This is a genomic window from Sphingorhabdus pulchriflava (assembly GCF_003367235.1).
Classification (GTDB): domain Bacteria; phylum Pseudomonadota; class Alphaproteobacteria; order Sphingomonadales; family Sphingomonadaceae; genus Sphingorhabdus_B; species Sphingorhabdus_B pulchriflava.
Window position 1 is genome coordinate 1,181,059 of record NZ_QRGP01000001.1, and the last position, 24,118, is coordinate 1,205,176.

The 24,118-nt window shown below is 57.4% G+C and carries 22 protein-coding genes and 1 pseudogene; 10 read left to right on the forward strand and 13 right to left on the reverse strand.

What is annotated here, in order from left to right; all coding sequences use genetic code 11:
- Positions 1–66: 66 nt before the first annotated feature.
- The 4 genes and pseudogenes from lepA (at position 67) to DXH95_RS05935 (ending at position 2,830) form a co-directional block, all read left to right on the forward strand.
- Entirely contained in the window at positions 67–1,884 is a 1,818-nt protein-coding gene (gene lepA, locus DXH95_RS05920; protein WP_115548474.1) for a translation elongation factor 4, read from the forward strand.
- Positions 1,885–1,961: 77 nt separating this feature from the next.
- Positions 1,962–2,426 (forward strand): hypothetical protein, encoded by a 465-nt coding sequence (locus tag DXH95_RS05925; RefSeq protein ID WP_115548475.1) that lies wholly within the window; start codon positions 1,962–1,964, stop codon positions 2,424–2,426.
- A 90-nt stretch (positions 2,427–2,516) separates the two neighbouring features.
- Positions 2,517–2,648 (forward strand): annotated as a pseudogene (locus DXH95_RS05930) (hypothetical protein); the annotation flags it as partial.
- Positions 2,648–2,830 (forward strand): hypothetical protein, encoded by a 183-nt coding sequence (locus tag DXH95_RS05935; protein ID WP_115548476.1) that lies wholly within the window; start codon positions 2,648–2,650, stop codon positions 2,828–2,830. The pseudogene DXH95_RS05930 and the gene DXH95_RS05935, both read left to right, overlap by 1 nt.
- Before the next feature lie 48 nt (positions 2,831–2,878).
- On the opposite strand, the gene DXH95_RS05940 is transcribed toward DXH95_RS05935, so the two are convergent.
- The 4 genes from DXH95_RS05940 to DXH95_RS05955 form a co-directional block, all read right to left on the reverse strand.
- Positions 2,879–3,874 (reverse strand): DNA cytosine methyltransferase, encoded by a 996-nt coding sequence (locus DXH95_RS05940; protein WP_220272237.1) that lies wholly within the window; start codon positions 3,872–3,874, stop codon positions 2,879–2,881.
- A 29-nt stretch (positions 3,875–3,903) separates the two neighbouring features.
- The gene (locus DXH95_RS05945) at positions 3,904–4,860 is read right to left on the reverse strand and encodes a hypothetical protein (protein ID WP_115548478.1); all 957 of its coding nucleotides are present in this window, start codon (positions 4,858–4,860) and stop codon (positions 3,904–3,906) included.
- Complete coding sequence (locus DXH95_RS15995; RefSeq protein WP_147291692.1) at positions 4,860–6,002, reverse strand: hypothetical protein; 1,143 nt, start codon at positions 6,000–6,002, stop codon at positions 4,860–4,862. The genes DXH95_RS05945 and DXH95_RS15995 overlap by 1 nt, the downstream gene beginning before the upstream one ends.
- A gap of 103 nt (positions 6,003–6,105) precedes the next feature.
- On the reverse strand, positions 6,106–7,236 hold the full coding sequence (locus DXH95_RS05955; protein WP_115548480.1) for a hypothetical protein: 1,131 nt from the start codon (positions 7,234–7,236) through the stop codon (positions 6,106–6,108).
- A gap of 160 nt (positions 7,237–7,396) precedes the next feature.
- Between DXH95_RS05955 and trpC the strand changes: the two genes are divergently transcribed.
- From trpC to lexA, 4 genes are all read left to right on the forward strand, one after another.
- Positions 7,397–8,188 carry an indole-3-glycerol phosphate synthase TrpC gene (trpC, locus tag DXH95_RS05960; RefSeq protein ID WP_115548481.1) on the forward strand — a complete coding sequence of 264 codons (792 nt, stop codon included), beginning with the start codon at positions 7,397–7,399 and terminating at the stop codon, positions 8,186–8,188.
- Complete coding sequence (gene moaC, locus DXH95_RS05965; protein WP_115548482.1) at positions 8,185–8,655, forward strand: cyclic pyranopterin monophosphate synthase MoaC; 471 nt, start codon at positions 8,185–8,187, stop codon at positions 8,653–8,655. Before trpC ends, moaC begins: the two co-directional genes overlap by 4 nt.
- A complete protein-coding gene (locus DXH95_RS05970; protein WP_115548483.1) occupies positions 8,652–9,833 on the forward strand; it encodes a molybdopterin molybdotransferase MoeA in 1,182 nt (393 codons plus the stop codon). Before moaC ends, DXH95_RS05970 begins: the two co-directional genes overlap by 4 nt.
- An 85-nt stretch (positions 9,834–9,918) precedes the next feature.
- Positions 9,919–10,623 (forward strand): transcriptional repressor LexA, encoded by a 705-nt coding sequence (gene lexA / locus DXH95_RS05975; protein ID WP_115548484.1) that lies wholly within the window; start codon positions 9,919–9,921, stop codon positions 10,621–10,623.
- Here lexA and DXH95_RS05980 read toward each other — a convergent pair.
- The gene (locus tag DXH95_RS05980) at positions 10,614–12,833 is read right to left on the reverse strand and encodes a ComEC/Rec2 family competence protein (RefSeq protein ID WP_115548485.1); all 2,220 of its coding nucleotides are present in this window, start codon (positions 12,831–12,833) and stop codon (positions 10,614–10,616) included. The genes lexA and DXH95_RS05980 overlap by 10 nt on opposite strands.
- Positions 12,834–13,110: 277 nt before the next feature.
- Here DXH95_RS05980 and DXH95_RS05985 point away from each other — a divergent pair, with 277 nt between their 5' ends.
- Entirely contained in the window at positions 13,111–14,397 is a 1,287-nt protein-coding gene (locus DXH95_RS05985) for a citrate synthase (protein ID WP_115548486.1), read from the forward strand.
- On the opposite strand, the gene DXH95_RS05990 is transcribed toward DXH95_RS05985, so the two are convergent.
- The 4 genes from DXH95_RS05990 to DXH95_RS06005 form a co-directional block, all read right to left on the reverse strand.
- A complete protein-coding gene (locus DXH95_RS05990; protein ID WP_115548487.1) occupies positions 14,394–15,755 on the reverse strand; it encodes a sensor histidine kinase in 1,362 nt (453 codons plus the stop codon). The two genes, DXH95_RS05985 and DXH95_RS05990, sit on opposite strands and share 4 nt — an antisense overlap.
- Positions 15,755–16,714, reverse strand: coding sequence for a hypothetical protein (locus tag DXH95_RS05995; RefSeq protein ID WP_115548488.1), 960 nt, complete (start codon positions 16,712–16,714; stop codon positions 15,755–15,757). Before DXH95_RS05995 ends, DXH95_RS05990 begins: the two co-directional genes overlap by 1 nt.
- A 63-nt stretch (positions 16,715–16,777) precedes the next feature.
- Positions 16,778–17,971, reverse strand: coding sequence for a hypothetical protein (locus DXH95_RS06000; RefSeq protein ID WP_115548489.1), 1,194 nt, complete (start codon positions 17,969–17,971; stop codon positions 16,778–16,780).
- 53 nt (positions 17,972–18,024) lie between these two features.
- Positions 18,025–18,330 carry an Hpt domain-containing protein gene (locus DXH95_RS06005; protein ID WP_115548490.1) on the reverse strand — a complete coding sequence of 102 codons (306 nt, stop codon included), beginning with the start codon at positions 18,328–18,330 and terminating at the stop codon, positions 18,025–18,027.
- 69 nt (positions 18,331–18,399) lie between these two features.
- Here DXH95_RS06005 and DXH95_RS06010 point away from each other — a divergent pair, with 69 nt between their 5' ends.
- Positions 18,400–20,694: a coiled-coil domain-containing protein gene (locus DXH95_RS06010; protein WP_115548491.1), complete on the forward strand. Its 2,295-nt coding sequence runs from the start codon at positions 18,400–18,402 to the stop codon at positions 20,692–20,694.
- Here DXH95_RS06010 and DXH95_RS06015 read toward each other — a convergent pair whose 3' ends face one another.
- The 4 genes from DXH95_RS06015 to DXH95_RS06030 are packed head-to-tail and all read right to left on the reverse strand — an operon-like array spanning position 20,695 to position 24,113.
- On the reverse strand, positions 20,695–20,967 hold the full coding sequence (locus tag DXH95_RS06015) for a DUF1467 family protein (RefSeq protein ID WP_115548492.1): 273 nt from the start codon (positions 20,965–20,967) through the stop codon (positions 20,695–20,697). It abuts the gene before it with no gap.
- Complete coding sequence (locus DXH95_RS06020; protein WP_115548493.1) at positions 20,964–22,607, reverse strand: ribonuclease J; 1,644 nt, start codon at positions 22,605–22,607, stop codon at positions 20,964–20,966. Before DXH95_RS06020 ends, DXH95_RS06015 begins: the two co-directional genes overlap by 4 nt.
- Positions 22,604–23,392, reverse strand: a complete 789-nt coding sequence (locus DXH95_RS06025) for a type III pantothenate kinase (protein ID WP_115548494.1) — start codon at positions 23,390–23,392, stop codon at positions 22,604–22,606. Before DXH95_RS06025 ends, DXH95_RS06020 begins: the two co-directional genes overlap by 4 nt.
- 13 nt (positions 23,393–23,405) lie before the next feature.
- Positions 23,406–24,113 (reverse strand): biotin--[acetyl-CoA-carboxylase] ligase, encoded by a 708-nt coding sequence (locus tag DXH95_RS06030; RefSeq protein WP_115548495.1) that lies wholly within the window; start codon positions 24,111–24,113, stop codon positions 23,406–23,408.
- Positions 24,114–24,118 lie beyond the last annotated feature (5 nt).

The window sequence follows — 24,118 nt, forward strand, 5'->3', positions numbered from 1 at the left end:
TAGCAACTGTCATGCAGCGATTGCGCTGCCTTGTGGGGAATGTCCCGCGCTGCTAGAGGCGCGCGCATGACTGAATTGTCCCACATCCGCAACTTTAGCATTATCGCCCATATTGATCATGGCAAGTCGACCTTGGCGGACCGGCTAATCCAACATACCGGTGGCCTGTCCGAGCGCGAGATGTCGGCGCAAGTCCTTGATAATATGGACATTGAGAAGGAACGCGGGATCACCATCAAGGCGCAGACGGTGCGCCTCAACTACACCGCGAATGACGGCCAGCTGTATGAGCTGAACCTGATGGACACCCCCGGCCATGTCGACTTCGCCTATGAAGTCTCGCGCTCCCTCGCCGCCTGCGAAGGCGCGCTGCTCGTGGTTGATGCAGCCCAAGGGGTCGAGGCCCAAACCCTCGCCAATGTGTACCAGTCGATCGAGCATGACCATGAAATCGTCCCCGTCATCAACAAGATCGACCTGCCCGCCGCAGAGGTGGACAAGGTGAAGGCCGAAATCGAGGAAATCATCGGCCTCCCCGCCGATGACGCGGTCCTCACCAGCGCCAAATCCGGCATCGGCATCGCCGAGGTGCTTGAGGCGATCGTCACCCGCATCCCCCCGCCCAAGGGCGATCGCACTGCACCGTTGAAGGCCATGCTGGTCGATAGCTGGTATGACCCCTATCTGGGCGTCGTCATCCTGATCCGCGTGATCGACGGCGTGATCAAAAAAGGCCAGGAAATCCAGTTCATGGCCGCCGGCACCAAACATCTGGTCGACCGCGTCGGCTGCATGCGGCCCAAGCTGGAAATCCTCACCGAAATCGCCGCGGGCGAAGTCGGCATCATCACCGCACAGATCAAGGAAGTCGCGCAAACCCGCGTGGGTGATACGATCACAGACGCCAAGCGCCCCGCGGCAGAGCCCCTGCCCGGCTTCAAGGAAGTGCAGCCGGTGGTGTTCTGCGGCCTCTTCCCCACCGACGCCGCGGATTTCGAGAAGCTGCGCGAATCTATCTCCAAGCTGCGCCTCAACGACGCGTCGTTCAGTTTCGAAACCGAAAGCAGCGCCGCATTGGGCTTTGGCTTTCGTTGCGGCTTTCTGGGGCTGCTCCATCTGGAAATCATCCAGGAACGCCTATCCAGAGAGTTTGACCTAGATCTGATCACCACCGCGCCGTCGGTGGTTTACAAGCTGAAACTCAGCCGCAGCAAGACCGACGATGCGCGCGAGATGGAGCTGCACAACCCGGCGGACATGCCCGATGTGAACCGCATTGACGAGATTCAGGAACCCTGGATCGAGGCGACGATTTACTGCCCCGACGAATATCTGGGATCGATCCTGAAGCTATGCCAGGACAGGCGCGGCGTGCAGAAGCAGCTGACCTATGTCGGCGGCCGCGCCCAGCTCGTCTACGAACTGCCCTTGAACGAAGTGGTGTTCGATTTTTACGACCGGCTGAAGAGCATCTCCAGAGGCTATGCGAGCTTTGATTACCACCAGATCGGCCACCGCGAGGGCGACCTTGTCAAGATGAGCATCCTCGTCAATGGAGACCCGGTCGACGCGCTGAGCATGATCGTCCACCGCGGCACCGCGGAGGCGCGCGGGCGCGGCATGTGCGAGCGCCTGAAAGACCTGATCCCCCGCCACCTGTTCAAAATCCCCATTCAGGCGGCGATCGGCGGCAAGGTGATCGCACGCGAAACCATCGCCGCGATGCGCAAGGATGTGACCGCCAAATGCTATGGCGGCGATATTTCGCGCAAGAAGAAGCTGTTGGAAAAGCAGAAGAAGGGGAAGGCGCGGATGAGAGAGTATGGCAGCGTGTCGATCCCGCAGGAGGCGTTTATTGCTGCGCTTCGCATGGGCGAAGAGTAACCGCTTTTTCCGCTTGCGCTGCGTGATGCGCCTGTCAAAATATTGCGGGGTGGTTTGGCGAGACAGGGAGAATAGCCATGCACAAAATGGGATCATCGGTCCTGATCGGCGCAGTTGCAATTGTCATGGCCAGCGCGGCCCACGCACAATTTGATCTGGCCCGTGCGCAAAAATGCAGCGCCGTGGGGATGGATTGGGAAAAGGCGAACAAGGCGGGCTATCCCGGACGGCGAAAGGCGTTAAAGGCCGTAGTCGATGCGGCAAAGGCCGACCCTGTCATCGGTGCATGTTTCAGCGAGAAAATCCAGAAAGACCTTGGTATTGCGGCAATGAACAGCTCCGCCATTCAGGGCTGGGCCGCCGTGATCAAGACCAGCACAAACAATCTGACTGCCGCCCAAGAGCAAGCCGCCGCCGACCAATGCCCGGCCAGCACATTGGTGATCGCAGGATGGAACGCCTTTTACGCTGGGCGCAGGGACATCAGCACCGCCATCGACAAAAGCGCGCAGGATAAGCATAAAGCGTTGTGCGGGGCGTAGGCGGCGGAAGTCGATCGCTGCGCAAGGATGTGACCGCCAAATGCGGAGCCTGCCCCGGCGGAAGCGAAGCTGGCCGAAGGCCTACGCGGGGGCGGCGACATTTCGCGCAAGAAGAAGCTGTTGGAGAAGCAGAAGAAGGGGAAGGCGCGGATGAGGGAGTATGGCTCGGTCTCGATCCCTCAGGAAGCGTTTATTGCGGCGCTGAGGATGGGAGAGGAATAATGGGCAAGACGATCTTTGAGCGGCACAAGCAACCGTGGACCGCATCGGAGATCGACAAGCTCCACACTCTGGCGAAAAAAGGCATCGGTCTCAAAGCCGTCGCAAAGGCGCTAACCCGCAGTGAAGAGTCGGTCAGGGACCGCTCTAAGGCCGACGGCATTGTTTTGGCGAAGCTGCGGTAGGTCGAAGAGTGAATTGGCACTTTCACCTGTCCAGTTTCTCGCTAGCGGCTACCAAATATTAGGTAAAGCCGAAGCTACAGCTCTAAAGAGCGGAGGTGGAACAGCATTCCCGACCACCTGATATTTAAATTTTAATCCTGCCGTGTCTGGAAATTGAAGGTCTCGCTTAAATCCTTGTAGTCGTGCAGTTTCACGATAAGACAGCCGCCGCGCTGGACCGTCGTACTTGAATCTCCATTCATCGGTATGAACCCTTTCCAACGGGGGGCTTACTGGATGAAGTCCTACGTGTCGGCTATTTGCAACAACTGTTCGGGCTTGTTCGTTCCAGCCCCGCCAACGGTTCCGGGAAAGATAATACCAGTGAAAGGGCTGAGTATCATACTCTCCTTCGGGCCATAACGGCAAATCACCGATAGCATCACGTATCGTAGGGCAAGAGATCGTCCCGTCGACCAAGTTAATTGAGTGGGTAGGCTCGGGAAATTGGTATCGCTGTCCGAGATCGCTCCGAATGCCAACGAAAAACAAGCGTGTTCGCTCTTGCGGAACGCCATAGTCGATCGCGCTCAAAAGCTTGTGTTCGACCCGATAGCCTGCCGAACGAAACCGTATCAATTGATTTCGTAGTAAGTGTAGGTGCCCGCTTCGAGTCATTCCGGCTACGTTTTCGACGATAAAAGCCTTAGGGCGGACTTGACGAAGTGCTCTATCGAATTCTCTGTAAAGATAGTTGATTTTGCGGTTCGGGTCCCGGACGCCGCCCATACTGAAGCCTTGGCAGGGATAACAACCCACTAACAAGTCAGCTTTTGGAAATGCTTTCACTCCGGCGACATCACCAAGTACGTAATCAGTCTCTGGTAAATTAGCGTTGTAGAGGTCTTTAGCGTAGGACGTGATGTCGTTAGCCATCAACACATCGAAACCAGCGTCAATCAAACCTGAATCGCTTCCGCCACAACCGGTAAACAATGAAACCGCAGTGGGCATAGTTTTCTCCCCGAAGATTTCGTTTGGCCTGTAGCGTAAATAACGTTTCAATCCACAAATTTCGAAATCTGAAATTCGGGTTATCCGGCATCCTCCAGCTGCGGTAACACTAATTTTGATAGCTCATCCATCTGAGGGATCCGTTCGTTAAACTCTACTCTCCCGCAAGCTGCATCGGCAAGGATCGAAAGTCGCGCTCGGTCAAAAACTAATCCCGCTCTCCGGGATGCTTCACCGAGAAAGCCATCGGCGACATGATAGGGAGTGGCGAAGGCAAAAAGAGGTTCAATATAAGAGAGCGGGTTAAACCATTTCCTATACCGTTTTAGATCGGCATCGTTGAATTTTTCGGTCCAATCATCGCCGCAAGCACATTGACCGAGCACAAATGCGCTTCCTATGCGTTGATCCGGTGGTTTGGCCCAGACTATGAAGTCGACGCCTTCATCTCCTGTGTGGGTCACATCAGTCGGTAAGTCCGGGTCAGGGCTCCAAATAAACTCGCCTGTCATCAAATGAGCATCTCTCATTGCAGCGCCAAACTGAGAATGCCCATCAGGTTGTCGTGGAGAACCAACATGAAACGACTTTGCATAGGGACCAAAAAACTCTTGCACTAACAATGCGCACAGGCGCTCAAACAGCCTTGGAAAGCCTACGTTCGCGCCAGAAGTAATTTGTTCGGCGAGAGATGCCGCAAGACAAAACTCATAAAATCCGCTGTTACTTTTTGTATAAACCAGAGAACCGCCGTCTAGTTGGAACGGATAAGATGCGCCCATTATAGCAACACGGCGCTCAATTTCTTCTCGAGCCTGTCCGACCGCACTATCAAATGCGAGGTCATCTCGTTCCCATCTTTCGACATCTGCGTCAGCACCCACGTCGTAGTCATCCATCGCATCTGCGACACGGTCGTCATAAACGCCTTGGTCAACAATAGCGCTTGTACTGGCAATGGCAGCAAATTCGGCTTGATCGGCATTCTTAACTAGTTTTTGGAAGGCATGGCGCTGTGAATACACATCACCTCTCATTAGCTTTCCCCTCTCGCCGCTGCTTCGACACGCTTTGCAATATCTTCGGCGGTGCGTCTGTTAATGTTGGAAAGTCCGACGAGAGACTCCGCTAATTCCATTTCGAGCTGTTGTTCAGAAATTCCTGAAACAATTTCGCTTTGGAGTGAACGGACTTCAGACAATCCCTCTCGCAGCCGATCTTCGATTGGTTTTGTAAGGCGGGCGATTTCCGCAACAGATTTTCCATTTTCGAGAAGCGATATTTTATCTGGATCGGAAAAAACCGAGGCTAGATCACCCAATTCTCGCGAATCTTGGATCGCCGCACTGCGCCCCTTGGATGCATCTCCGAACATAGCTCTTGCAACGACACCCGCACGTCGAAGATTTGCTTCAGGAACTAAAAGTTTCTTAGGCTCACCATCATCTAAGCCAAGATATGATCGAGCAGCAGTGTAACCCAAAAATGTGTAAACCCAAGAAAACGGATATTCAGCGATGCTTCCTCGACCTCGCCTCAAACTGTCACTAGGTCTAAATTCGCCCGCTGCCTCGGCCTGTTTTACGAAATAAAAACCTTCCAACATTCGTTTAATAGTGTTGTGCTTGTCTCCGATCATCAAGGCTACATCCGCCAGTGGCAGTGAGTTTTCCTCGACAACTTGAGCTACCCATGCGGCTTTCGCATAGGAATCCCACCCCTGCGACGACGCGATATGACGAACGCCTAAATAAGATAACAACGACTTTTTCTGATCTTTACCTTCAAAAACGATAGCTGGTATCGGATCAATTGACTTTGACCCATGCGCAACCCATCGCTCATTGTACTCCAAGTGCCTAGCTCTGTGGCGAGATGCTCTCTCGTCTCCAGCAATTATCAGGCAGGCTGCAAGTCTGCGGTTGCCTTCCATAACAATCGCGTGGCGACTACCCGGCTCTCTTCGACAGACTATTGGCTCTGCTGGCATGTATCCATTAATCGATAGCGAACTCAACACATCGTCCACACCAAAGGTTTTTACAATATGATCGAGGACGTCCGCTTGTTCTAATTTCGGACTTGAGGCTCCTGCAAATCTTGGATTTTCCGCATCGAGTAATAGTTCTGAGAGTGCTATTGGTTCGCTCTTTTTCGAATCCAGAGTGTCTTCTGTCATCCGTTCCTCCAAGGTGTTGATGTTAGAGCGATGTTATAGCGCCAGCAATATTCAACCTTATGCTCAAGACTGCTGTTGTTTACAAGCAACCCTGACACTGACCTCACCCCTCCGGCAAATAGGTCTCCCCTTCCCCCGGGTCCTCGCTCTCCGTCCGTCGCCCCTCGCGCCACTCCTGTTCCTGTGCCAGCCTTTGCCGCCAATTCTGGTTGGCGGGCTTGGTCGCGGCGGTGCGGGCGGCTTGGTCGGCCTCTAAATCCGCCTCGGTGAGATAAAAGGGCAATGCGGGGCGGGTGTAGGGTTTGGGGGTGTCGTTTTCCTCCTCCGCTGAGGCTAGGGCGGACGAGCCCGCTTCTCCAAGGGCAAGGGCGTCGGCGCTTTCCTTTTCCCACGCCTCGTGCCGCACCGCCTCCATCGCGCGGCTGATATAGGTGCTCCACGGGCCGCCATGGCGGGCCTGATGGAAATGGTCTCGGATGATCTCCAGGCTCGCGCCGCCGACATCGAGCACAACCTCCAGCTGCGCCAATTGCCGCAGCGCGAAATCGGCGGCGATGGCGTTACCGGCCATGCGGAAATGATGTTCTTCGCGCACCTTGGCCGCATATTTTTTCAGGATGCGCTCGATCGTGGCGGCTGTGCTGTTCTGCTCGGCCGCCTCCTGCGCCTCGCGATCGGCGGCATTTTGGGCGGCTTCCTCCTCCCACTCCTTGCGCCATTCTTCCTTCAGCTTTTGCAGGCCGTGCGGCAGGCTGCTCGCCGGGCGGGCGGAGAGATTGAGGTTGCCGCCATAGAGTTCCGGAAAGCGTTGCTGGACGATCCACATCATGCTGCGCGTGTTGAACTTGCGCCGTTCGAGGATGACCTTGCCATCCTTCAGCAGCTTTTCCGGCGTGCCGTGGATGGCATGATCCATCAGCGTATCGAGCACGCGGCGCGCGCCCATCTCTATCGCTGTATCCCATGCGGCGGCAAAGCTTTCCGCGCCCTCCGCCCGTTTGAGGCTGTAGAGCGCGGTGTCGCTCGCGCCGATGGCGGTGGCCGACATCTCCACACTGCCATTGACCGACAGATAGGCGATGAAGGCGCGTTGCCGCATCGGGGTGAGCCCGTTGGAGCGCAGCTTCTTGCGCGGCACGGGGGTGAAGGCGAGCGTGGGGGGCAGGTCTTCGGGATCGATTTCGAAGCGTTCAGGTTCGGGTTCGTCTTCGGGGGGGAGTATCTCTTGAGCCATGGGCCTTTTCCTTGCTTCATGAAAAAGGCGGGGCATTTATCGCATGCCGGGGCGTGTAGGACAGCGGTTTTTATGGGGGAGCGGGTGGAGCGGGGAAAATTCTTTGCGCCGCCTGCCTAAAACTATTTGAACATCGCGTCGTGCGCGCTACCCGCTGCGCATGGCCAATAAATTGGATGAAATATGCGCCACCAAGCGCGACGAGGTTGCGGCGCGCAAGCTGAGCTATCCTTCGGGGCGGCGGCCAGACTGGGCTGACCCCTCCCCCGTCCGCGGCTTTGAGGCGGCGTTGCGCACAAAGGCGGAGGGCGGCTTTGCCCTGATTGCGGAGATCAAGAAGGCGAGTCCCTCCAAGGGCTTGATCCGCGCCGACTTTGATCCGGCGGCGCATGCGGCGGCCTATCAGGCAGGCGGGGCGGCGTGCCTTTCGGTGCTGACCGATGCGCCTTATTTTCAGGGGCATGAGGATTATCTGATCGCCGCGCGCGCGGCGTGCGCGTTGCCGGTGATCCGCAAGGACTTCATGGTCGACCCTTGGCAATGCGCCGAAGCGCGGGCGATGGGGGCTGACGCGATATTGATCATCGTTGCCGCACTTGAGGATGTAGCGATGGTTGAGATTGAGGCGGCGGCACGCGAGCACGACCTCGACGTGCTGGTCGAGGTGCATGATGAGGCCGAGATGGAGCGCGCGCTCACCCGGCTGCAGTCCAAGCTGATCGGGGTGAACAACCGCAATCTCAAGACCTTCGAGGTCGATCTCGCCACCACCGAGCGGTTGGCGGGCATGGTGCCTGAAGATGTGCTGTTGGTCTGCGAAAGCGGGATTTCCTCACACGCCGATTGCGTGCGGATGGCGCAAAGCGGGGTGCGGACTTTCCTGGTCGGGGAGAGCCTGATGCGGCAGGCGGATGTTGCTGCGGCGACGCATCTGCTATTGAACGGCGCATGAGCAAGCTCACCCATCTCGACGAAGCAGGCAATGCCGCGATGGTCGATATCTCCGCCAAGGCCGCGACCGTGCGGGAAGCCGTAGCCGAAGGGCGCATCGCCATGTCGGCGGAGGCGCTGACGGCGATCCGTGAGGGTGCAGTCAAGAAAGGCGATGTCCTCGCCACCGCACGCATCGCCGGCATCATGGCGGCGAAGAAGACCAGCGAACTAATCCCGCTCTGCCATCCATTGGCGCTTTCCAAGGTCGCGGTCGATTTCGAGTTTGAGGAGAAAGGCATCCGCGTCACCGCCCTCGCCCGCCTCACCGGGCAGACCGGGGTGGAGATGGAGGCAATGACGGCGGCTTCTGTCGCGCTGCTCACCATCTATGACATGGCCAAGGCGCTCGACAAGGGCATGGTGATTTCGGGCGTGCGCCTGCTTTCGAAAAGCGGGGGCAAGTCGGGCGACTGGCACGCGGAATGATTTCGGTTGAAGAAGCGCAGGCGCGGATATTGGCGCTGAAGGAGCCGGTTGAGACTGAACGCGTAGCTCTGGCCGAGGCTGCCGGGCGCTGGGCGGCGGAGGATGTCGTGGCGCTGCGCACCCAGCCTGCGCGCGATCTGTCGGCCATGGATGGCTATGCGATCCGCTTTGCCGATGCTGCGGGTCCGTGGACGGTCATTGGCGAAAGCGCAGCGGGCAAACAGTTTACAGACAATGTCAGTGCTGGTGAAGCGGTGCGCATCTTCACCGGTGCCGTCGTTCCCGAAGGCGCTGACACTATCATCATTCAAGAAAATGTCTCGCGTGAGGGCGACCTTGTCACGCTAACGGACGAAGCGCCCAAAAAGGCAGGGCAAAATGTGCGCTATGCCGGTGGCGATTTTGCAGAGGGCACGGTCGTCGTGCCAAAAGGCGCTGAGTTGCACGCCCGCCACGTCGCGCTGGCCGCCATGGCGGGGCATGGCGAACTGACCGTACACCGCAAATTGAAGGTCGCGCTGGTCTCGACGGGCAATGAGCTGGTAGCACCGGGTGCGCGCTGTGCCGAAGATCAGATACCGGCGTCGAACGGCGTGATGCTGGCCGCCATGCTGCGCGGACTGCCCGTCGAGCTAAGCGAGTTTCCCGCGGTCGAGGATAATCTGGAAGTACTTACACAGCAGTTCCGCGCGCTTGCCGACCATGACATCATCGTCACCACCGGCGGAGCATCTGTGGGCGATCACGACCTGATCGTACCCGCGCTGAAAGCGGCGGGTGGCGAGATTGTCTTCTGGAAAATCGCCATGCGCCCCGGCAAGCCGGTGATTGCAGGCCGATTGGGTGCAGCGGTCACACTCGGGTTGCCGGGCAATCCCGTGTCAGCCTTCGTCACTGCCATGCTCTATCTGCGCCCTCTGATCGCACATCTTTGTGGAGCAGCAGACCCGTTGCCACAGCGACTCACCGCGCCGACAGGCGTCGATCTGGCCGCCAATGGTCCGCGTACCGACCATCTGCGGGCAAAGCTGGTCGATGGCATGTTGGTCCCGGTTGGCGTCAATGACAGCGCCATGTTGGCCGCCCTGTCAGAGGCTAACGCATTGATAATACGCCCTGCCAATACCGGATTCACTGCGGCGGGCGAACGGGTTGACTATTACCCGCTGCAAATCTGAAAGCGGCGCTTTGTAACTCCGCTTGACAACACCCCTCTTTGTTTCCTAATCGTTCCACATCTGTTCAACCAGGCAGGAACAAACCATGTTGACCTCCAAACAGCACGCGCTTTTGATGTTCATCCACGAACGCCTTGAAACGTCCGGCGTTTCTCCATCTTTTGAGGAAATGAAAGAGGCGCTCGATCTCAAGAGCAAATCGGGCGTGCATCGGCTGATAGGCGCTTTGGAAGAGCGCGGTTTCCTCCGTCGCCTTCCCAATCGCGCCCGCGCATTGGAAGTGGTCAAAATGCCCGATGGTGGCAGCGCCCGTTCGCTTTCGCAAAATGAGGCGGTCAATGCCAAGGTCGCGAATATCGCCGATCATCGCCCTGCCCTAGCCAAGACATTGCCGGTGGCTGCGAACGACGTCATCGAAATCCCGCTGCATGGAAAGATCGCTGCCGGTGTTCCGATCGAAGCACTTGAAGGACAAAATTCGCTTTCGGTGCCAATGGCTTTGCTGGGTTCGGGTGAACATTATGCGCTCGAAGTATCCGGCGACTCGATGGTCGAGGCAGGCATTCTCGATGGCGACTATGCGCTGATCCGCAAAACCCAGACCGCGCGCGATGGCGAAATCGTGGTGGCATTGGTTCGTGGGGAAGAAGCGACGCTCAAATATCTTCGCCGTGAAAATGGCCGCATCCGGCTTGATCCGGCGAACAGCAGCTATGACCCGCAATATTATGATGCCAATGAGGTTGAGGTGCAGGGGCGGCTCGCTGGCCTGCTTCGCCGCTACCACTGAGGTTTCGGCACGACATTTTTCGAAAGCGGCGGGGCCTCCCTCGCCGCTTTTTCTTTTGCGCGCCGTTCAGCCCGAGCTTGCAGGCGGTGCGGCGCATAGGCCGACCAGGGATGGTGGGCGTTTTCCTCGGCCACACTGCTAATTCGCGCTTCAGCCAAATAGAATGCCAATCCGCCCGATCGTTCAAGTAATGCAGCATCGGCCTTTAACCAATGCGGCTTGCAGCTCCAGGGCAGCCGCCTGCTGCTGATGACAATATCGCTCCGCCGACACGCCGCCGCCAATTCCATCGACGGGATCATATAGCCTGAACGCAAGGCCAATATATGCCAGTGGCGTCCGCCTTTTTGCAGTGCAAATGCACATCCATCCGGATTGCAAACTGCACCGGGCATATCGTCCAGTGCCATAGCCTCTTCCCCGATTGCCGCTGTTTCTCCCAGGATGGAGCGGGTATATTCCCCTGCCCTTGGTCGAAGCAAAGCCAGTTGTCCGTCGCCATATATGACCGCCAGATGCTGGCCATCACCGGTCAACAACATATCGGGACGCGGGGCGCTGAGCATGGCTATGGATGCGAATAGCATCGGTCCCAGCGCCAACCATCGCCAGCGCGACCCGAATATCGCGATGGCCAAGCCGGACAGCATTGCCGTTCCAAATGCCCAAACCGGCATTTCGGGCAAAAGAGCAACTGCGCCTGGGGCCGCGCTCACCAAATGAGCAATCCATAAAATTGCTGTGATGCCCTGCTTTGCCACCCACCAAAAAGGTGTCCCCAACCCTGACCAAAGGAAATCGGCCAAAAGTCCCAGCAACTGCGCGGGCATGACCAGAAATGTTGTCAAGGGAATGGCCGCAATGTTCGCAAACGCACCATAAAGGCCGCTTTTGTGAAAATGAAACAAGGCAATCGGGGCCAGCACCAATTCAATGGCCAGGCCCGTTAGCAGCAATCCAAATAATTGCCGCGCCATGCGAGAGAATAATCCCTCTTCGCGCCGCTGCATCCAGTACCGCATCCAGGCGCTATCATGCAAAATGATGATGGTTCCAACCGCCGCAAAGCTCAGCTGAAAGCTTGGCCCTGCCAGCGCCTCTGACCAGAAAAGCAAGACAAAAGTGGCACCGGCGGCAAGCAGACGCAGGGACAACGCGTCTCGTCCCATTGCCAAAGCGACAAGAATGAGCAGAGCTGCGATACAGGCGCGAACGGTTGGCACCTCCGCCCCGGTCAACAAGGTATAAAGTATTGCGATGGTGGCTGCACAGGCGGCCGACGCCAGCGGCACCGATACCCGCAAAGCCAGCCAGGGCCATAGCGCCAGCAGACTTGCGACCAATATAAAGGTTCCGCCTACGACAGCGGTCACATGCAGCCCACTGACCGACAAAAGATGCGCCATTCCCGAATTGCGGAGTGCCTCCGCATCGGCTTCATCAATACTGCCGCGTGTGCCGACCAGCAAAGCGCTACCGACCGGGCCGGTTTCAGCGCCCATCGCAACCTGAATCCGCGTCGACAGTGCGTTGCGGGCGCTGTTCCAGAAATCCTGCCGGTCGAGCGGCGGAGACAGGATGCGAACAGGCCCCAATATCCTGCCGGTTGCACCTATTCCGCCAAACCATGCTGTCCGTGCGAAATCATAACTTCCCGGCAAGGCGGGCCCGGGTGGCGGCATCAATCGTACCTTGAACTTGATGACGCTTCCCGGATTGATTTCAGGTGAGGCAAGCTGCTTGTCAATATTCACCCGGATGATCGGAGGTAGTTCCGGATGCTGACCGACATATATTCGGTAACGGACAATATCGCGGGCCGACACATCCTCGATGCTTTCGACACGCCCGTGCAGCGTGCCAATCCATGGCCTTTCCAGCGCTGAAGCGCCGTACAGCCATGATTTCAATGTTATGGCGCCATAGCCCATTCCAACCAAAAAGGCACCGATGAGCATCAGCCCCTTCAACCGCGACGAAGGGCCAATCGACAGTCCGAGCAATGCTGCTCCAGCGCAGGCGCTGGCGACCAACCACCCCTGTTCCGCGCCAAAAACCTGCCAGATCGAAATTCCAAGACCCAACGCGACTGGAATCAATAGCGGAAGGCGTTCCTGTTCGGATTCCAGCCAGATATCGACGGTGGAAAGCCATTTGCTGCCCGAATGGTCGGCTGTGATCGATATGGGTTCATCGATAGCAAATTGCATGTTGCGGCCAGCCCTGAAACCAGTGCCCCACCACAAAGTCTGTTATGCTTGTGTTTCAACGAGAAACAAGCCGTTTTCGATACCCTTGACGCGCCGCACAAAACTGCGCAAGGAAGCCGCGACAAGGGGCATATTCCGACCTCGGTCTTGCTATGCCTGTATTTTCGTCTCCCGCCTCTTGTGAGGCTGCCAAAACTATAAAAACAACCGGATTTGGCGGTTTGACAGGAGTAAATGAAATCGGCTTTCCCCGGCCAAATGAGTGAATGGAACGCGCATGACAAACAAGGTTGCGACTCTCAACTTGGGTGACCAGCAGGTCGACCTGCCAGTGGTATCCGGGACAGTGGGTCCGGATGTTATCGACATTCGCAAGCTCTATGCCCAGACCGATTGCTTCACCTTTGACCCGGGCTTTACCTCAACCGCCAGCTGTGAATCGCAGTTGACCTATATCGATGGCGATGAAGGCGTGTTGTTGCACCGCGGCTATTCGATCGAGGAACTGTCAGAAGAGTCGAGCTTCATGGAAGTGTCCTACTTGTTGCTGAACGGCGAACTGCCGTCGAAGCAGGAACTGGACGATTTCAGTTACACCATTTCGCGGCACACGATGCTGCACGAGCAGTTGGCGACTTTCTACCGTGGGTTCCGTCGCGACGCGCACCCGATGGCGATCATGTGCGGCGTGGTTGGTGCGCTGTCGGCATTCTACCATGACTCGACCGACATTGCCGATCCGGTGCAGCGCAAGATTGCCAGCCACCGCCTGATTGCCAAAATGCCTACCATTGCGGCGATGGCCTATAAATATTCGGTCGGACAGCCCTTCATCTATCCCGACAACAAGCTGTCTTACACCGGCAACTTCCTGCGCATGACCTTTGGCGTTCCGGCTGAAGAATATGAAGTCATTCCGGCAGTCGAGCAGGCGCTGGATCGCATTTTCATCCTGCATGCAGACCATGAACAGAATGCGTCGACCTCCACCGTGCGCCTTGCCGGTTCGTCGGGTGCCAATCCCTTTGCCTGTATCGCAGCGGGCATTGCCTGCCTGTGGGGCCCGGCACATGGGGGTGCCAATGAAGCGGCGCTCAACATGCTGCGCGAAATTGGTACGCCCGACAAGATTCCGCACTATATCGAACGTGCGAAGGACAAGAATGATCCGTTCCGCCTGATGGGCTTTGGTCACCGCGTTTACAAAAATTATGACCCGCGTGCGACCGTCATGCAGAAAACGGTGCGCGAAGTGCTGACCGCGCTCAAGGTCAATGACCCCATTTTCGAAGTTGCGATGCAGCTTGAAGAAATGGCGCTCAACGACCCTTATTTCATCGAGAAAAAGCTGTTCCCGAATGTCGATTTCTATTCGGGTATCATATTGTCGGCGATCGGTTTCCCGACCACGATGTTTACCGTTCTCTTCGCCCTCGCCCGCACCGTGGGCTGGGTCGCGCAGTGGAATGAAATGATTTCCGATCCCGGCCAGAAAATCGGCCGTCCGCGTCAGTTGTACACTGGCCCGACTGCGCGTCCTTACGTGCCGGTCAGCAAGCGCTAAATCAGATTGGCTTTAGGAAGGCTGAGCGTAAACATCGCTCCGCCTTCCGGGCTTTCGCCGACTACCAATTCGCCGTGCATTGCGCGCGCCAACCGGCGTGAGATGTAGAGGCCCAAGCCACTGCCACCATCGCCGCTGCGGCCGAGGCGTTCGAACTTTTCGAAAACGCGCTGCCGGTCTTCGGCCTTGATGCCCTGCCCCTGGTCAGAGACGGAAAGCGACGACGATACGGGATCGATCGAGACGGTAACCAAACTGCCGTCGGGCGCATAGCGTATTGCGTTGCCGACCAGATTGAGGACGATCTGCAATATCCGGCGAAACTCGCCAATCACCGGCACTTTCAGGTCAGCGGACGGCAGCACAAGTTCGATGTGATGGTCGGCAGCTTTGAGCGCCAGCAATCCGCCAACCCTGCGCGCAATATCGCCCAGTTCGACCTCTTCGCTCGCGACGTTGAAGTCGGCCCGGTCGATGGCATCCAGATCCTCCAAGTCGCCGACCAGTTCGGCCAGGTGGCGCGCAGCCGTTGCAATATCCTGCGCATAGCCGGCATAGCTTTCATCAATATGTCCGTTCAGCCGCGAGCCAATCGTCTGCGCATTGGCCATGATCCGGCTGAGCGGTTGCCGCACCGCCGAGGCAAATTGGCGCCCAAAGCCAAGGCCGGATCCGCCCGATATCGCAGAAGGCTCCTGCTCGGCTTGTGACAGCATCGCGGCCTCGACAAAGCGGGCGTGAAATCCGACCAGTTTGCCATTCTCGTTGACCGCGGGGTCAGCCGAGAAAAGCAAGGCGGTTCCGTTGGGGGTGATGACGGGGAGCGGACCAATGGTCTCGCATTGGGCGAGCAAATCGCTCCACGACAATTCGGTCGACTTGAGCTGGAGCAAATCCTCAATCCGCCGGCCTTGCACGACACCGCCAAATAGTGAACGGATGCTCGCCGTCGCGCGAATTACCAGGCCATTGGGCGCAATCGACAAGGCCGTGCGCGTGGCCAGGCGATAGGGGCTCGCCGCTATGGTCGCCGCTTCGGCGGACGCATCTGGCCCCCAAAGATGTTCGTGCCAGCCCAAAATTGATAGGCGAATGCCCTCAACCGACGGCTGCGCCTCAACCCATAGGTCAAGATCATGCGTCCGGTCGGCAACGCGTACCAGGCGTTCGACACGCACGCCGGTCTTGGCACTCAATTGCACCAGCTCGAGCAGTTTAGGCACGGCCAATATGCCACTTTCAACCCCGCCGCTTTCGTCGTGCAGACGGCGCAATTGCGGATCAGCAGACAGCAGACGCCCGTCGGGATCGCACATCGCCTTGATCGGAATGACGAGAAAAGGGGGCCGAACCGGCATCAGCTATCGGCTCCGCCAAAACGCCACAGGCTGATTTGCCGACGCGCTTCTTGCGGCGAAAGCTGCGTAAAGCTGCGCACATATGCCGGAAGCTGGAAGTCGTCTTTCCGTTGCCCACGCAACAAAGTCAGCTGTTGGGAAGCAGCGTCAAAGTCGAGGTCCCGGGCGCGCAATATAGTCAAAATCGGTGCAGCGGAATTTTCATCGATCAGGCGGATGACGCGATCAAAATGCAGATCGAATTCCTGCACAATCGCGGCAACGAAAAGGGGTATCCCGGCGGTGGCCGGATCGAGCAGTTCGGCGCGCGCGGCATCAGACAGTGAAAAGGCCAGTTTGGCAGCCGCCGCCTGCAGCGTTTGCGCTTCATCATGCCCAGCCAATATCCGGTGCCCTGCGGCTACCAGCGCCGCCGCATCATCCTCATTGCATTCCGCATCGGTCCGAAACACGGCGATGACGCGCCAGACAAGCAAATGCAGAAGGTCTGCCGGCAACTGCCTAGCTATGCCTATAGGCCGGTTTCCGCGGCTAGCGCCTTCGGCCGCCAGAAATGTGACCGCCAGGCTTTGCAGATTGGCATCGCCCGATAGCGCCAGCTTCGCCGGCAGTTGTTCGAGCGACTCAAACCGCGCGGCATCCATGCGTTCCTGCAGATTTTCTTCGGCGATGCGGGCCAAGCAATATTCAATCAAACGGGGTTCACGCAGAAGACCGGCCTTGCTCAAAATCTTCCAGCTTTGCGGGTCGGCATCGCTATCGGTCGTCAGCCCGAGCAATTGCTCGACGCCGCTGACAATCTGACGAAGCGTGAAGAGCAGAGACGCCTGAAGTTCTTCGCTGGGAGTTTCCAATACGCGCGGGAACAGCAGATACGACAAGTCCTCGCACAGCAACTGTGCGTCTGCCGCACAGGCTGTCGCGGCCCGTAATAGGTCGTTCCCTGCATCGTTCGCCAATTGTTGCGTTCCGATTTACCGTTTTTGACGCGCCAATATAGGCGTTTCGGGGTTAATTAGCCTTTAACTCTGATTGGCAGACGCCGATTTTCTCGCATCTATAGCGAGCAGCGCGAGTTTGATCAGCAGAACCACCTTCAATGCCGGTACAACCAGCCCTGCGGCGCTTGCGCCGGTCAGCAGCAGGGCAATCGGAATGAGCGAGAATTGCCGCGAAAGCCCGCGCTTCGCCAAAGGTTTCTGCATCCAGAACGCCAATACCAACAATACAGTCAGAAACAGGCTCTCCAGGGGCGCTTCACCGACAGCCCATAATGTTAGAGCGAGAGCAAGTGCTAGCAAGCCGAGCGAAGCATCGCCGACATAATCCCTCCGGTTCCGATAATCCGCCGAAAGACACAGTTTGCGAAAAGGCGAAAGGACCAGCGCCAGCGAACCTGCCGCAGTCGCACCGACGACGATTTCGAAATACCCCAACAGCGCCGAAACCGCAGAAAAAGCCGGAACCGAAAGCGAAGTGGCAATGACGGCCCATGGCCTAGCCAATATTGCTGGCAGCCATTTCCGGCCAATCCTGTTCAAACCTTTGCCGAAGACATCTTCGCTATCCAGACTGGCAGGGAGAAGGTGCTCCTCAGCGATTTCGATCGTTCCTGCGCCGCCAACCTTGTTCAAGCGATTGGCGAGTACCAGCCCGGCCTCCATATCCTGCAAGGGCACGCCAGACTGCAAAGCCTGACGCAGCAAACAGGAATCGAGGCTCCAACCTTCCGGAATGACACTTGCCTGCCGGGCAATCATGCCGTCGATCATGGCAAGCCCGGCCCAGCGACTGGCGAGGTCTATGCGTTCAAAGGCGACGTGTTCGGGCTGTTCGGGAAGGCGTGCGATAAAGCGCCCTGTATGCTGCAGCAGCCCGGCTAAATTGTCGTCGCTGATCTGGATATCGGCGGATTTGACGAAAACAGGCTGGCTGTCGGTCACCAGCGCGGTGAGATCGGCAGGTGTACGCAAAATGCGAATATTGAACCCGGGCCGGTCGAGCTGTTCGACGATTGTCGGCAGTGCGGGCGGAACCGATTCCACCGAAACGGCGACCTTGGATACACCAAGCCGCTCGAGTTGCTTCAACTGGTGAAACAGGAAGGGTTTACCTAGCATGGGCTGGAAAGCGGGATGTGGCACACCGTCGAGACCACCTCCGACACATAACAGCACGAGCGGCGAAGATGCTTCCTGTTCGACAATTGAGGCCATCGCTCCGCTATGGCGCGGAGGGAGATTTTGCCAAGCAAAAACGGCTCAGCCGGTCAATCGCGCAGCTGAATTTCTTTAAGGGCGGTCGAGAGCTTTCTGACGATCACGGGATCGCCCGGAGCTCCAGCCATGGCTTCGTCAGCCAGTTCGATCAATTCCGATACGCCGAAACTGGCCGCCAATCCTTTGATGCGATAGCAGCTATATTGCCAGTTGGCGTCACACCGAGAGCGTGAAAGCAGGTCCACCTGGCGCGTTGCACTTTCGATGAAAGCGGCGCGCAACTCGGCAATCAGCGCCGGATCATCGCCTGCAGCGGCGGTCAAAGCTGTGTTAAATGCGCCATATTCCATCGACATTCGGCATCAGATATAGTCTTTTGGTTAAGTTTGCGTTTCACGAACTCTAAAATATGGTAAACATGTCCCATGACGGCACATTCCAAAATCGTCGAGATCAATCGTTCGCAGGGCGATGCGAACGTTATTGAAGCTGCGGAAAGCAGCCCGGTCGCCTTTCAGGATGATCAGGAAAACGTCGCTGATTCAGCCCATTATGGTGAAGAGGAATGGCAGGATGAGCCTGTCCAGAGCCGGCCGTGGGGAAGGATCGCGCTATTCAGCCTGCTCTCCATAGCGGCATTGGGTTGGACCGGATTTTTCATCTGGGGCCATTTGGCCGAAATCATGGCGCTTCCGACACCAGTCAGGGCCAGCGAGTTGATCATAGGCTGGTCGGTGCCAACTGCCCTGATTGCGGTTCTGTGGCTGCTGGCAATGCGGCTGAGTTCAACTGAGGCTCGTCGGTTTGGTGATGTGGCGGCTTTGTTGCGTAGTGAGAGTGAGACGCTTGAAACACGCATGCGGAATGTGAATGGCGAAATTGCCCTCGCCCGCTCATTTCTTGCCGAAAATGCGCGGGAGCTTGAATCCGTTGGCCGCTTGTCCGCCCAACGCCTGACAGAGGCCGCAGAGCAGCTGTCCACGGCATTGAGCGATTCAGATGAACGCGCCAAAATGCTGCAAGTCGCCAGCAACGCGGCGGTCACCAATGTCGAACAATTGCGCAATCACCTTCCCGTAGTGACCAGCGCAGCCAAGGATGCGACCAACCAGATCGGTATCGCCGGAAACACGGCGCATAGCCAGATCCAGTCCATCATCAGTGCATTGGCCATCATGGACGAAAAGGCCGCTTTGGCTGGAGACCATCTGGGTGCCCTGGATACCAGCATCAACAACAGCGCAAACGCGCTGGAAACACGGATTACCGACAGCAGCGCAAAATTGTCGTCTTCAGTGCAGGATTCCGAAAGCCGCGCATCCAATTTGCTCGCACAACTGGCCGACAGCGTTGGAAATGTCGAGCAACGCATCACCGACATTGCCGCGAAAATCGACGCTCGGGTATCCGACAGCCATCAAAGACTGGCCGGAAATCTCGATGAGCTGGGAACTTCAATCGCCCATCTTGAAGCGGTCACCGACGCGCAAGATGCAAGCAGTTCTGCGCTTGTCGAACGTATTAAATCGTCAATTACCGATTGCCAATCGCATCTGGCCAATTTCAATGCGGACGCCACCGACCAGATTGCCAAACTGGCATTTGCTGTATCGGCCCTTTCGGGCAAGAGCGGCGAGTTGGGTGAAAATCTGACCGCAACACAGGCGCAAACCGACGGCTTGATTGCAAAAGTCGCGGATATGCAAAATGGTTTGGCGTCTATCACCAACGAAACTTCGGAAGCCCTGATCGGTCATCTTGGCCAGATCGAGGCCCGCTTTGCTGACACCCGTACAGCATTTGAAGCGGTGCGTAGCGAACTTGAGCAGGCAGATGCGGGCAGCAATGCCCTGCTTTCCTCGATTTCCTCGCTCGAAAATCTGGTCGCGACCCAACGTTCCGCTATCGAAGAATTGCTGGGCAGTTCTTCCGAGCACTTTGCCAACCAGCAGGAACAGGTCGACGCACTGTCAACCGCGATCACCCACACGCGGGCCGTCCTGGAAGAGTTATCAGGTGTTGCCAATGACCAGCTTGTTTCATCGCTGCTGCGTGTGCGCGAAACGACCAAGCAGGCCGCTGACAACAGCCGGAAGATTGTCGAAGGTGAACTGGCGCATATTGCCGACAAGCTGACCGAACAAAATCGCTTGGCTATCGAAAGCGCAGTCGACAGTCAGGTCAAGGTGCTTGATGTCGCGATGCGGGACGCGCTGGATCGCAACCTGACGCTTGCGGCCGATGTTGAAGAGAAAATCGCTGCACAGATGAAGCTGGTGGATGATATGGCCAGCAATCTGGAACAACGGGTTTCAACAGCCCATGCAAGCTTTGGCGGTTTGGATGACGAAGGGTTCGCTCGTCGTATGGCGTTGCTCACTGAATCGCTGAATTCTGCCGCTATCGACGTCGCCAAAATCCTTTCCAACGAAGTCACCGATACGGCTTGGGCCGCATATTTAAAGGGCGACCGGGGCGTATTCACCCGCCGTGCGGTCCGGCTACTCGACAGTGGCGAGGCAAAGATCATTGCGGCGCACTATGACGACGACGCCGAATTCCGCGATCATGTTAATCGCTACATCCACGATTTCGAGGCGATGATGCGTGTGCTGCTCAGCACCCGCGATGGCAATGCAATCGGGGTAACCTTGTTGTCATCGGATGTTGGCAAACTCTATGTCGCACTGGCGCAGGCCATTGAACGCCTCAGGAACTGATTATTCGGGTCCTTTGACCAGAAAATCAAAGCTCGTCCTGTCGATCCAGCCATAGGTATAATTGGCGTAGAACAGGCCGAACAATATCGCCGACAATAATGTCGTATATGCAATAACCCGTAGCGGCCTGAAATTTCCGGGCGCGCTATCAGCCTGCCCGACCGTTTTCTCCATGCCCAATTCTTCATGCGTCCGCACGCCGATGGGAAGAATGACGAAGGCGCTGAGGACCCAGAACAGCGCGTAAATTGCAAATATCGAGAACCAGTTCATGCTGTCTCCACAATCAACACGTCAACAATCGGCTTTTTACCAGTCCAGCTGGTCGCCACACGACGCACCGCCAGCCGGACGGATTCGCGCAGACTATCCATATCACCGCGCCATTCCTTGACCGTTTTTTCGATAGCCTGTCCCGCTTCGTCCAGAAAATCTTCCAGATCCTCTTCAATCGGAACGCCATGAACGCGGATGACCGGATCGCCGAGCAGATTATCATCGCCGTCCAACGCAATCGCCACGCTGACCAGGCCATACCAGGACAGGCGGCGACGCTGGTTGATGGTATCGCCATTGGCGGCAATGATTGTGTCGCCATCTACCGCCAGACGACCGGTATGTTCTTCACCAATCTTTTCAGGCCCCTTGGGCGCGAGGCGGACGACGTCGCCATTGGACTGGACGATTGCCTGCGCAATCCCCTGATGCAATCCGAAACGGGCTTGCTCCGCCATATGGCGGCGCTCGCCATGGACGGGCACCAATATTTGCGGGCGGATCCATTCATAAAGTTTGGCTAGTTCCGGACGGCCCGGATGGCCGGACACATGGACATGTGCCTGCTTTTCGGTGACGGTCAGGATGTTGCGCCGCGCCAGATGGTTCATCACATGGCCGATGGCAATTTCGTTGCCGGGAATCTGCTTTGACGAAAAGATGACGGTGTCGCCCTCCTCCAGCTTCACCGGATGGTTGCCTTCGGCGATGCGCGCCAAAGCGGCTCGTGCCTCGCCCTGCCCACCGGTGGCGACGACCATCACTTCATGCCGGGGCAAACCGTCGACCGCCTCCATATCGACCAGTTCGGGCAGGTCCTTGAGATAGCCGGTGGCTTGTGATGCCTGGATGATTTTCTGGAGCGAGCGTCCGGCAAAGCACAGTTTACGGCCCGTTTCTCGCGCAACTTCACCCAGCGTCTGCAACCGTGCTGCATTTGACGCAAAGGTCGTGACAACGACGCGACCGCGCGCGGCTTTCACCGACTTGATCAGATCAGCCTTCACACTCCCTTCGCTGCCGCTGTCGCCCAAATTGAAAACATTGGTGGAATCGCACACTAGCGCCAATATGCCTTCATCACCCACGGCCCGCAGTTGCTCTTCCGTGCTCGGCTGTCCGATGACGGGTTCGGCATCAAGCTTCCAGTCGCCTGTATGGAAAACCTTGCCATAAGGCGTGTCGATGAGCAGCGCGCTCATTTCCAGGATCGAGTGCGCCAAGGGCATCAGTCTGATACCGAAGGGGCCAAGCTGGAACGCATGACCCATAGGTATGACATTCAACTCGACGTCGTCGGCTATCCCCTGTTCTTCGAGCTTCCCGCGGATTAGAGCCGCAGTGAAGGGGGTGGCATAAAGCGGGACGCCGAGTTCGGCGGCAAAATAGGGCACGGCCCCGATATGGTCTTCATGGCCATGGGTCAGGATGATGCCCAGCAGGTCCGATTTGCGGTCTTCGATGAAATCGAGATCGGGCAGGATCAGGTCGATGCCCGGATATTCCGCATTGCCGAAGGTCACGCCCAGATCGGCCATAATCCACTTGCCCTGGCAGCCATAGAGATTGGCGTTCATGCCGATCTCATCCGACCCGCCTAGGGCGAGGAACAAAAGTTCATTTTTTGGAGTTGTCATGCCCCGCCTTCGCGGTTTGCATAGAGCTTGGCAAGCCCGCGCAGTGTCAAATCGGGTTCAACCCTGTCAAATAGGTGGCTGTGCTGCTGGAAAAGTGCGGCCAGCCCACCGGTTGCGATGACTTTCACCGGCCTGCCGATCTCCGCCTTCATCCGCCCGAGCAGGCCTTCGATCAGCCCGACATAGCCGAAATAGATGCCGATCTGCATTTGTCCGACGGTATCGCGGCCGATCACGCTCTGCGACGGTGGCGGTTCGATCGCGATGCGCGGCAGCATGGCGGCGGCATTGTAGAGTGCGTCGAGCGACAGGTTGATGCCCGGAGCAATGCTGCCGCCAAGATAGGACCCATCGGTACCGATGTGATCGAAGGTTGTGGCGGTACCAAAGCTGATGACTATCTTGTCGATACCGGGTTCAAGCGATTGAGCCGCGATTGCGTTGACCGCGCGGTCGGCACCCAGCGCGCGCGGCTCATCAACCTTCAGCGCAATACCCCAGCTGACCGGTTCGCGCCCGGCAATAAGCGCATCAATGCCGAAATATTTCTGGCTCAGCACCTGCAGATTGTGCAGCGCACGCGGGACAACGGTCGCGATGATGACCGCGGTGATGTCACTGCGCTTATGCCCTTCCATCTGCAACAACTGGTCAAGCCAGACGGCATATTCATCCGCCGTGCGCCGCGCGTCGGTGGCAATGCGCCAACGCTGGATGATTTCGCCGCTGTCGTCGACCAGTGCGAATTTGACGTTGGTGTTGCCGTTATCGACCGCGAGAAGCATGACGCTGTCCTTATCAAATCAGAAATATATCAGCGGCGTGAATGGCACGAATTGCGCCGTCCGCCAAGCGCAGGCTGAGCGCGCCATCGTCGCTTAAGCCTGCAAAAAGTCCGTCAATCTGCTCACCATCAGGCAGACTGACGCGCAGGGCCGTGCCCTTGGGATGCGCGGCGGCCTCCCATGCGCGCAGCAGGTTGGCTAAAGGCTGCTGGCGCCATTTTTGCAGCCACGAAGCGAATTGGTCTGCCAGTATTTCGCAAACCGCTTGCGGTTCGGGAGGATTGGCGCCCAAGGCCCGAAGGTCGCTGACGGGGCGTCCGATGTCCGCCGGGTGCGAAACCAGATTGATCCCGAAACCGGCAATAATCGCATCACCCGACCTTTCGAGCAGGATGCCGCACAGTTTGTCGCCATTTTCTGACAGCACATCATTGGGCCATTTCAGCTGGATGGCGACGTCGGGCGCGACCAGCTTGATCGTATCAAAGGCAGCAAGCCCCGCGACGAAGGCGAGGGTCGATGGGGATGGGTCACTTGGCGATAGCTTTGCTATAGTGCTGGCGTAGAGATTGCCTAAAGGGCTGACCCAGTCCCGCCCCATGCGCCCACGCCCACCGCCCTGTTGATCGGCGCGAAGCCAAAGCCCTTCTGGCGCGCCCGCGGCAACGCGCGCCAGCAGATCGGCATTGGTGGAACCGGTAAGTGCTACCTGCTCGAACAAAATGC

Bases quoted from the DNA above. Each gene is read 5' to 3' on its own strand.
- lepA (WP_115548474.1), top strand. From the start codon at position 67: ATGACTGAATTGTCCCACATCCGCAACTTTAGCATTATCGCCCATATT.
- DXH95_RS05925 (WP_115548475.1), top strand. From the start codon at position 1,962: ATGCACAAAATGGGATCATCGGTCCTGATCGGCGCAGTTGCAATTGTC.
- DXH95_RS05935 (WP_115548476.1), top strand. From the start codon at position 2,648: ATGGGCAAGACGATCTTTGAGCGGCACAAGCAACCGTGGACCGCATCG.
- DXH95_RS05945 (WP_115548478.1), bottom strand. From the start codon at position 4,860: ATGAGAGGTGATGTGTATTCACAGCGCCATGCCTTCCAAAAACTAGTT.
- DXH95_RS15995 (WP_147291692.1), bottom strand. From the start codon at position 6,002: ATGACAGAAGACACTCTGGATTCGAAAAAGAGCGAACCAATAGCACTC.
- DXH95_RS05955 (WP_115548480.1), bottom strand. From the start codon at position 7,236: ATGGCTCAAGAGATACTCCCCCCCGAAGACGAACCCGAACCTGAACGC.
- trpC (WP_115548481.1), top strand. From the start codon at position 7,397: ATGGCCAATAAATTGGATGAAATATGCGCCACCAAGCGCGACGAGGTT.
- moaC (WP_115548482.1), top strand. From the start codon at position 8,185: ATGAGCAAGCTCACCCATCTCGACGAAGCAGGCAATGCCGCGATGGTC.
- DXH95_RS05970 (WP_115548483.1), top strand. From the start codon at position 8,652: ATGATTTCGGTTGAAGAAGCGCAGGCGCGGATATTGGCGCTGAAGGAG.
- lexA (WP_115548484.1), top strand. From the start codon at position 9,919: ATGTTGACCTCCAAACAGCACGCGCTTTTGATGTTCATCCACGAACGC.
- DXH95_RS05980 (WP_115548485.1), bottom strand. From the start codon at position 12,833: ATGCAATTTGCTATCGATGAACCCATATCGATCACAGCCGACCATTCG.
- DXH95_RS05985 (WP_115548486.1), top strand. From the start codon at position 13,111: ATGACAAACAAGGTTGCGACTCTCAACTTGGGTGACCAGCAGGTCGAC.
- DXH95_RS05990 (WP_115548487.1), bottom strand. From the start codon at position 15,755: ATGCCGGTTCGGCCCCCTTTTCTCGTCATTCCGATCAAGGCGATGTGC.
- DXH95_RS06000 (WP_115548489.1), bottom strand. From the start codon at position 17,971: ATGGCCTCAATTGTCGAACAGGAAGCATCTTCGCCGCTCGTGCTGTTA.
- DXH95_RS06005 (WP_115548490.1), bottom strand. From the start codon at position 18,330: ATGTCGATGGAATATGGCGCATTTAACACAGCTTTGACCGCCGCTGCA.
- DXH95_RS06010 (WP_115548491.1), top strand. From the start codon at position 18,400: ATGACGGCACATTCCAAAATCGTCGAGATCAATCGTTCGCAGGGCGAT.
- DXH95_RS06015 (WP_115548492.1), bottom strand. From the start codon at position 20,967: ATGAACTGGTTCTCGATATTTGCAATTTACGCGCTGTTCTGGGTCCTC.
- DXH95_RS06020 (WP_115548493.1), bottom strand. From the start codon at position 22,607: ATGACAACTCCAAAAAATGAACTTTTGTTCCTCGCCCTAGGCGGGTCG.
- DXH95_RS06025 (WP_115548494.1), bottom strand. From the start codon at position 23,392: ATGCTTCTCGCGGTCGATAACGGCAACACCAACGTCAAATTCGCACTG.